The 7,908-nt window shown below is 57.7% G+C and carries 7 protein-coding genes; 2 read left to right on the top strand and 5 right to left on the bottom strand.

What is annotated here, in order from left to right:
- Nucleotides 1-422 (top strand): methyl-accepting chemotaxis protein (locus DD606_RS17960; protein ID WP_255573106.1); only part of this gene is annotated, 422 nt, incomplete at its 5' end.
- 2 nt (nt 423-424) lie between these two features.
- On the opposite strand, the gene fucR is transcribed toward DD606_RS17960, so the two are convergent.
- Together fucR and yghU are read right to left on the bottom strand one after the other, a co-directional pair.
- Complete coding sequence (gene fucR, locus DD606_RS17955; protein ID WP_023314843.1) at nt 425-1,174, bottom strand: L-fucose operon activator; 750 nt, start codon at nt 1,172-1,174, stop codon at nt 425-427.
- A gap of 76 nt (nt 1,175-1,250) precedes the next feature.
- A complete protein-coding gene (gene yghU, locus DD606_RS17950) occupies nt 1,251-2,117 on the bottom strand; it encodes a glutathione-dependent disulfide-bond oxidoreductase (protein ID WP_003862465.1) in 867 nt (288 codons plus the stop codon).
- Between the two features lie 183 nt (nt 2,118-2,300).
- Between yghU and gss the strand changes: the two genes are divergently transcribed.
- A complete protein-coding gene (gene gss / locus DD606_RS17945; RefSeq protein WP_048242085.1) occupies nt 2,301-4,163 on the top strand; it encodes a bifunctional glutathionylspermidine amidase/synthase in 1,863 nt (620 codons plus the stop codon).
- 52 nt (nt 4,164-4,215) lie between these two features.
- Here gss and pgaD read toward each other — a convergent pair whose 3' ends face one another.
- From pgaD to pgaB, 3 genes are read right to left on the bottom strand one after another with little or no spacing between them, the layout of a single operon-like run.
- A complete protein-coding gene (pgaD, locus tag DD606_RS17940) occupies nt 4,216-4,650 on the bottom strand; it encodes a poly-beta-1,6-N-acetyl-D-glucosamine biosynthesis protein PgaD (protein WP_003862463.1) in 435 nt (144 codons plus the stop codon).
- Nucleotides 4,647-5,978 carry a poly-beta-1,6-N-acetyl-D-glucosamine synthase gene (gene pgaC, locus DD606_RS17935; protein ID WP_023314840.1) on the bottom strand — a complete coding sequence of 444 codons (1,332 nt, stop codon included), beginning with the start codon at nt 5,976-5,978 and terminating at the stop codon, nt 4,647-4,649. The genes pgaD and pgaC overlap by 4 nt, the downstream gene beginning before the upstream one ends.
- Nucleotides 5,971-7,908 (bottom strand): poly-beta-1,6-N-acetyl-D-glucosamine N-deacetylase PgaB, encoded by a 1,938-nt coding sequence (gene pgaB, locus DD606_RS17930; RefSeq protein ID WP_129258946.1) that lies wholly within the window; start codon nt 7,906-7,908, stop codon nt 5,971-5,973. The genes pgaC and pgaB overlap by 8 nt, the downstream gene beginning before the upstream one ends.

Genomic DNA, 7,908 nt, shown 5'->3' with positions numbered 1-7,908 from the left:
TGAACGCCGCGGTGGAAGCCGCCCGGGCCGGGGAGCAGGGGCGAGGCTTTGCGGTCGTGGCGGGTGAGGTACGTAATCTGGCCAGCCGCAGCGCGAATGCGGCCAAAGAGATCGAAGGGCTGATTGCGGATTCCGTTGCCCGCGTGGAGCAGGGGGCGCAGCTGGTGAACGATACCGGCACCACGATGGAAGCAATCCTGCGCGACGTGACGGAAGTGACCGTCATTATGAAGCAGATCGCCACCGCGTCAGAGGAGCAGAGCAAAGGAATTTCTCAGGTCGGCGTTGCCATCACGCAGATGGACGGCGTGACCCAGCAGAACGCCTCGCTGGTGGAGCAGGTTTCCGCCGCCGCCGCCGCACTGGAACGGCAGACCGAAGAACTCCAGCGCTCAGTGCAGAAATTCCGTCTCACCGCGTAACCTCATCGTGTCAGGCCGTCTCTGGCGGCCTGACGTTTATCGCTCTGAATAATCTGTGTTACCTGCGACAGCTGACCAATTTTCACTTCGCTTGCCCGCATAAATTTACTTTTGTCGATCAGCAGCAGCGACTGGCTGGCGCGGTTTAACAGCAGCGCCTTAAAGCCCGCGTTGTGCTCGGACGGATCCCAGAGGACGCCATGCTCATCGACCCCTTCACACGAGAAGATAAACAGATCGATCTCCAGCCCTTTTAGCTGCGTCACCAGCGCCGGATTAACATAGCAGCGATACTTACGCTCAAGCGTTCCGCCGGAGCAGATAAGCGTGATCCGCTCGCGCTTTGCCATCTCGTGGCAGACAGGCAGGCTGTTGGTAAATACGGTGAGGTCGATGTCCGGCAACTGGCGCGCCAGATGAAAGCAGGTTGAGCTGGCGTCGAGGGCGATGGTCATCCCTTCGCTGATCCAGCCCAGCGCGTGGCGGGCAATATCGGCTTTGTCGGCATAATGGCTTTTCAGGCGTGCGCCAAAGGGTTCACCGCTGTCGCGGCTGTCCGGGTGAATCAGACGCGCGCGCCCGTGCTGGCGCAGAAGCTTCCCCTGCTGCTGCAACGACTTCAGATCCCGGCGGATCGTCTCTTTGCTGACGGAGAGCTTTTCAGCCAGCACCTCGGTAGTCAGCCAGTCGCTTTGACTCAGCAGGGTGATAAGGCTCTGCTGTCGGGTCGCTTTTAGCGTCTGGTCTGACATACGAGGCTCCTTGCGCACGCGTGCTGACGCATTTTTCTCATCGCGGAAGAAGGGCGGCGAACCGCCCGGTCAAGGATCAACCCTGACGTTTATCTTCCGTCTGGGTATCGAAGTCGCTTGCTGAATGACGCTCATGCAACTGCTCGTTCAGCTCGCCGTTGGTACGGTTAACAATGCGCCCGCGTTTCACGGCCGGACGATTCGCCACATCTTTTGCCCAGCGCTGCACGTTGGTGTACTTCCCGGCATCCAGGAACTCGGCGGCGTTATAGACGCTGCCCAGCGCCACGCAGCCAAACCATGGCCAGACTGCCATATCCGCAATGGTATATTCCTCACCCGCTACGTAACGACCGCGCGCCAGCTGTTTGTCCAGCACGTCGAACAGGCGTTTAGCTTCCATGGTGAAGCGATCGATAGCGTACTCAATCTTCACTGGCGCGTAGTTATAGAAGTGGCCAAAACCGCCGCCGAGGAACGGGGCCGCGCCCTGTAACCAGAACAGCCAGTTCAGGGTTTCCGTTCGTCCTGCCGGATCTTTTGGCAGGAAGTGACCAAATTTCTCGGCCAGATAGAGCAGGATATTGCCGGATTCAAAGACGCGCGTCGGCGGGGTGGTGGAGTGGTCACGCAGGGCCGGGATCTTCGAGTTCGGGTTCACGTCGACAAAACCGCTGGAGAACTGATCGCCCTCGCCAATGCGGATCAACCATGCGTCGTATTCCGCGCCCGTCACGCCCAGCGCCAGCAGCTCTTCCAGCATGATGGTAACTTTCTGTCCATTCGGCGTACCGAGTGAGTACAGCTGGAGCGGGTGCGCGCCCACAGGTAGCTCTTTCTCGTGCGTCGCGCCCGAGACGGGACGGTTGATATTGGCGAACGCGCCGCCGTTATTCTGTTTCCATTCCCACACTTTCGGTGGCTGATAGGTGTTATCTGACATGTTGGCCTGCCTCTTTGGTGTTGTGTTGAGGCAGTGTAGCAGGAGATGCAGGAACCGTTTAACGATGCGAGCGTAATGGGCAGGGCGGGTGTATGATAACGCCACCTCTGTCAGTTAATTACAACGTGCAGACGACGACAACCCCACAAAAAAATTGCCGCCTGCCTGTTTTAGGTTGGACACATGCGTAAAGGAACGTTAAGCAGTGACGCCCCCTTCGGGACGTTATTAGGTTATGCGCCGGGTGGCGTGGCGATTTACTCTTCAAATTACGGCAGTCTCGATCCGCGTCGCTATCCGGAAGACGCGGAATTCCGCAGCTATATCGGCAACGAGTACATGGGCCATAAATGGCAGTGCGTTGAGTTTGCGCGCCGTTTCCTGTTTCTCAATCACGGGTTTGTCTTTACCGACGTCGGGATGGCGTGGGAGATCTTCTCCCTGCGTTTTTTGCGCCAGGTGGTAAACGACAATATTCTGCCGCTACAGGCCTTTGCCAATGGCTCAAAACGCGCGCCGCAGGCCGGTGCGCTGCTCATCTGGCAAAAGGGCGGTGAGTTTCATGAGACCGGCCACGTCGCCGTCATTACCCAGCTGCTGGATGACAGAGTGCGCATTGCCGAGCAGAACGTTATTCACTCCCCGCTGCCGATGGGGCAGCAGTGGACGCGCGAGCTGCGTCTGAGCGTGGAGGACGGTTGCTATACGCTTCATGACACGTTCAACGATACCGAGATCCTCGGCTGGATGATCCAGACGGAGGAGACGGAACACAGTATTCCTCAGCCGGAGATCGACGGTGAACTGCTGAAAATCAGCGGCGCGAGGTTGAAGAACAACCGCCAGTTCGACGGGAAATGGCTCAATGAAAACGACGCCCTGCAACAGGCTTACATTCGCGCCAACGGCCACGTTATCAACAACGATCCCTGCCAGTACTTCACCATTACCGAAAGCGCCGAGCAGGAGCTGATCAAAGCCACCAACGAACTGCACCTGATGTACCTTCATGCCACCGACAAGGTGCTGAAAGACGACAGCTTACTCGCGCTTTTCGACATCCCGAAAATTCTCTGGCCGCGTCTGCGCCTCTCCTGGCAGTGGCGTCGTCACCATATGATCACCGGTCGTATGGATTTCTGCATGGATGAGCGCGGCATTAAGGTTTACGAGTACAACGCGGATTCCGCCTCCTGCCATACCGAGGGCGGGCTGATTCTTGAAGAGTGGGTGAAAAACGGCTATCGCGGCACCGGCCACAATCCGGCGGAAGGCTTGCTGGAGGAGCTGACCGGCGCATGGAAGCACAGCCACGCGCGGCCGTTCGTCCATATCATGCAGGACAACGATATTGAAGAGGATTACCACGCGCTCTTTATTCAGCGCTCGCTGATCCAGGCCGGGTTTGAAACCAAAATCCTGCATGGACTGGGCGCGCTGAGCTGGGATGCCGCCGGGCAACTGATTGATGATGAAGGCCGTCACGTTAACTGCGTATGGAAAACCTGGGCCTGGGAAACGGCGATTGAGCAGATCCGCGAGGTGAGCGAAACCGAGTACGCCGCCGTGCCTATCCGCACCGGTCACCCGCAAGGTGAAGTGCGCCTGATTGACGTCCTGCTGCGCCCGGAAGTGCTGGTCTTTGAACCGCTGTGGACGGTGATCCCAGGTAACAAGGCGATCCTGCCGGTGCTGTGGCAGCTCTTCCCGAACCACCGTTACCTGCTGGATACCGATTTTGAGGTCAACGATCTGCTCAAACGGACCGGTTATGCCGTTAAACCGATCGCCGGACGCTGCGGGAGCAATATCGATCTGATCGGCGCCCAGGACGAACTGCTGGACCAGTCCAGCGGCAAGTTTGTTGACCGCAAGAATATCTACCAGCAGCTATGGTGCCTGCCGAAGGTTGACGGCAGATACATTCAGGTCTGCACCTTTACCGTGGGCGGGAACTATGGCGGAACCTGTCTGCGTGGGGATAACTCGCTGGTGGTGAAGAAAGAGAGCGATATTGAACCGCTGATTGTGGTGAAGGATAACTAATTCATACCCGCGACAAAAAAGCCCCCGCCGGATAACCTGCGGGGGCTTTTTCTTACTCTTCTTTCTCGTCCTGCTGCTCGCTGATCTTCAAATCAATGATCCGGCCAATCTGGTCATGGTAAACCGTCAGCAGGTTGTACTGGCTCATCTCGGACATAATTTGCGGCGTGACGTTAAAACTTTGGGCAAGCTCGTCATGGCGCAACATTTCCGGATGACGCCGCCTCACATGCGCGCGGCGGCGATTGTACTGATACCACAGGATCAGCAGCCAGCCGTTGAACGCGGCAATCAGCAGATAAACCAGCACTGTATTAAACGAGGCGATAATTGCGTTCCAGCGGTGATCGCCCTCCTCGGTTAACTGCATCCACAGCCTGGCGTACAGGAAAAACAGGAATCCTCCCCAGGCTATCAGCGTTAATGCAGCATCGAAAAGACGCGGTGCCAGCCGATGTTCAGTCAAAATTAACGTACTCTCGTTCATTGAATGCTCCCTTTACCCCGGTCCGGACTGATCCAGCGCGCGCGGGCGCGTTTACGTTTAAGCATGACTTTCGGAAATGCCACGAGGGTGGTAAACAGGCCAATCATCCAGTACACCATCGGGAACCAGATTACCCAGAACAGCGAGCCTGCCACTTTCCGCTCGTAGCGCCGCTCGATATACAAACTGACGAGGAATTGCAGCAGGCACATTACGCCCAGCAGCAGCCCGGTAAACGCCGGGGGAAACAGGCTCGCAACGGCCAGGTTCGCGGGAAGAGGGATAATATGGCTGAGAATGAACAACACCACGGTCGCCCCATAGGCAAATGCCCACAGCGTTGATAGGGCGTACTCGAGAAACAGGGGCCACATGCGATGATGCTCCCAGCGGGCCATCTTGCGCAGGTTAACCAGAAACACCTCTGCACCCCCCTGCGCCCAGCGCAGACGCTGCTTCCACAGTCCTTTTAGCGTCTCCGGCATCAGGATCCAGCACAGTGCCCGCGGCTCGAAAAAGATATCCCAGTGGCGAAGCTGAAGCTTCCAGCTTATGTCGATATCCTCTGTGATCATATCCGGGCTCCAGTACCCGACATCCGCCAGCGCCTGTCGGCGAAAGGCGGCGATGACGCCGGAGACGGTAAAGACCCGGCCATAGATCCGCTGCGTTCGCTTGATGAGGCCAATAATGGAAGAAAACTCGCCCACCTGAATACGACCAATCAGCGTTGAGCGCGTGCGAATACGCGGATTTCCGGTGACGGCCCCAACGTGGGGATACTGAATCAGCGGTGCCACCAGATACGCCGCGGTGTCGCGGTCGAGCAGGGCGTCGCCGTCAATGCAGACCAACAGATCGCCCCGGGCCGCCGCAGCGCCAGCCTTGAGCGCCACGGCTTTCCCCTGGTTCTCCGCGAGATTAATCACCCGCAGGCGCGGCTGCTCCCGCGCCAGCTGTTGCAGTACCTCCGCCGTGTTATCAGAAGAACCGTCGTTGATGGCGATAACTTCTACATTCCAGTACCGCTGATCCAGCGCGGCGCTAATGGTCTCCCGTGCGTTGCGTTCCTCATTGAAGCAGGGAATAAGAATCGAGATTAACGGCTCACCGGCTAAGGCGGGGGCGGGTGTTGCGTTATCCCACGACCAGTGCCGTTCAAGCTGAAACCAGAAATAGAGGCCGCCGGTTACCCAGAGCACGGACATAAACAGCGGCCAGAAAAAGACAAAGTCCAGAATCAGTTCGCCAGTAAACAGCGCGGCTACGCCTAACGGCAACCCGAATACCAGACACAAAATAGAGAAGGCGATAATGCGATCAGTCATTGTCAGGATACCAGTACGAAGAAAATTCAGGCCTGATACGCGAAATATCAGGTTGGTTGTTGAGGAAGTCGTCGGGGTAATAACCGTAATTTTTGATGCCGTTCAGCTGGAGCACCCGCATCCACTCCACCAGACGTTCATCGGCTACGGCACGCTGCGGTTTCTGTGCCCAGTTCCTGGCCTGTAGCTCAAAAATCGTTTTATTTAGCGCGCCGGGGCGTGCGGCGACGGCTTTGACTAAACGCGTCAGCCAGGCATTGCTCTCTTCTGCCGGGACGGACTCCATCAGCGGCATTGCCATCGGCACCGTCCAGTCGTAGGCCGCCAGAAAATCATCCAGATTTTGCGCAAACCATGCCTCGCTTTCCGGCTCGAGAATGGGTAACGCGAACATGTTCCGCGCGGTTTTGATCTGCGGGCCACGGATGTTTTTCACCGCCTGGCTCAGGGTGCGGGTAAAGCCGATAAGCCGCTGGCTCTTCTGCCGGGTCGTATCCTGTCCGGCATCGTCAACGTCCGTCAGCACTGCGTCGTCATGGAACAAGATCCCGTTGAAGCTGGCATAGCGGGCCAGATCTTCATAGATCTCCGTCACCTGCTGGCGAACCTGCGGACTCCAGGGGGAGAGCCGGATATAGGGCTCGGCGGCCACGGTCAACTCTCCCGTTTGACGCTCACGGCGCTGCACGCGCGGCAAGGCTGGACTGAGATCGAAAGAGAGAACCGGCATCCACGCGAAGACTTTCACTCCCGCGCGGGTTTGTAGCTGCCAGGCGACAAAATTAAAGAGATCGGCCCGGACCGGAAGACGACGGTTGGGGAAATAGAGCGCGCTGATCCTGCCGTCGCCCCGCGGATCCGAAAACGCCTGGAGAAACACATGGCTGATTTTCATGTCGTAGACCCGCTGGACGAGTTTGTTGATGTTTTTCGTCTGCTGGGCCGGATCGGGATCGTAGACGTAATCAAGATCAACATGCATGACGCGCACCGGTTCAAACTCCTGAACGCGGCTAACCGTGTTGGCAAAGGTTTTTATCGACGGATTTCCGGCAATCAGCAGGCGCGGGATGTTGCCGAGGTCGCGCACGTTTGCCAGCCCGTCCTCCAGGGTAAAGGCCAGCTGATAGCCCTGTTTCTGGGCGATAGCGAGCGATGTACCGTTAGCAGCCCCATAGGGCCACACCCAGGCACGCGGCGCTTTTCCCGTCACCTGGGTGATTTTATCGGTGACTTTCCGTACGTCTGCGGCGATCCGCTGATTGAAGTGTTCATCGGTTTCGTAATGCCCCGTCGCGTTATCAAAAAAACGGTTAGCGATGGCGGGTTCACGGCTTCCCTGCGGGTTGGCCGGAATGCCGTAATGCGAGGCCCAGGTATGCGAGCCAATCTCAATCAGCGGGGACTGGCTGAGCTCGCGAACCATATCCCAGGTGGCAAAGCGATCGCGGGGCGTCATCAGACCGCCGAAGTTAACTTTTTGATTTGCCGGCGTATCCACCCAGCTGCCCACCGGTGCCCACAGCGCAGGAACGTTCCAGGCCTGAAGCAGGGGCCAGACCCGGGTGTAAAAACTGCTATAACCGTCGTCGAAGCTGAGCAAAACGGCTTTCGGCGGCAGCGCTTTTTTTCCTTCATGCGCATCCAGAATGTCCTGCACGCTAATGGCGTGATAGCCGTTGTGCAAAAGCCAGCTTATCTGCTCGTTTAACGCGCTGGTGCGAACGGAGAGGTAGCGCTGATCGGCGGCATCATCTTCGACGTCGTGGTAGGCCAGGACCAAAAACTGATTCTCCGGCCAGGGTTTGCTGGCCTCCAGCTGCGGCCTCTCTTCAGGGGCCATAAAGGAGAGCGGCTGCGCGCAGAGGCTCGCGCTGAGGCAGAGCCAGCCGATGACGATCAGGCTTACAGAAAAACGTGTGTTCAGCAT

This window comes from Enterobacter cloacae complex sp. GF14B (genome assembly GCF_004136805.1).
Lineage (GTDB): Bacteria > Pseudomonadota > Gammaproteobacteria > Enterobacterales > Enterobacteriaceae > Enterobacter > Enterobacter hormaechei_C.
This window is presented reverse-complemented; position numbering and strand designations above follow the sequence as displayed.

Coding starts and splice junctions, on each gene's coding strand:
- fucR (WP_023314843.1), bottom strand. CDS start 1,174: ATGTCAGACCAGACGCTAAAAGCGACCCGACAGCAGAGCCTTATCACC.
- yghU (WP_003862465.1), bottom strand. CDS start 2,117: ATGTCAGATAACACCTATCAGCCACCGAAAGTGTGGGAATGGAAACAG.
- gss (WP_048242085.1), top strand. CDS start 2,301: ATGCGTAAAGGAACGTTAAGCAGTGACGCCCCCTTCGGGACGTTATTA.
- pgaD (WP_003862463.1), bottom strand. CDS start 4,650: ATGAACGAGAGTACGTTAATTTTGACTGAACATCGGCTGGCACCGCGT.
- pgaC (WP_023314840.1), bottom strand. CDS start 5,978: ATGACTGATCGCATTATCGCCTTCTCTATTTTGTGTCTGGTATTCGGG.
- pgaB (WP_129258946.1), bottom strand. CDS start 7,908: ATGCTGAACACACGTTTTTCTGTAAGCCTGATCGTCATCGGCTGGCTC.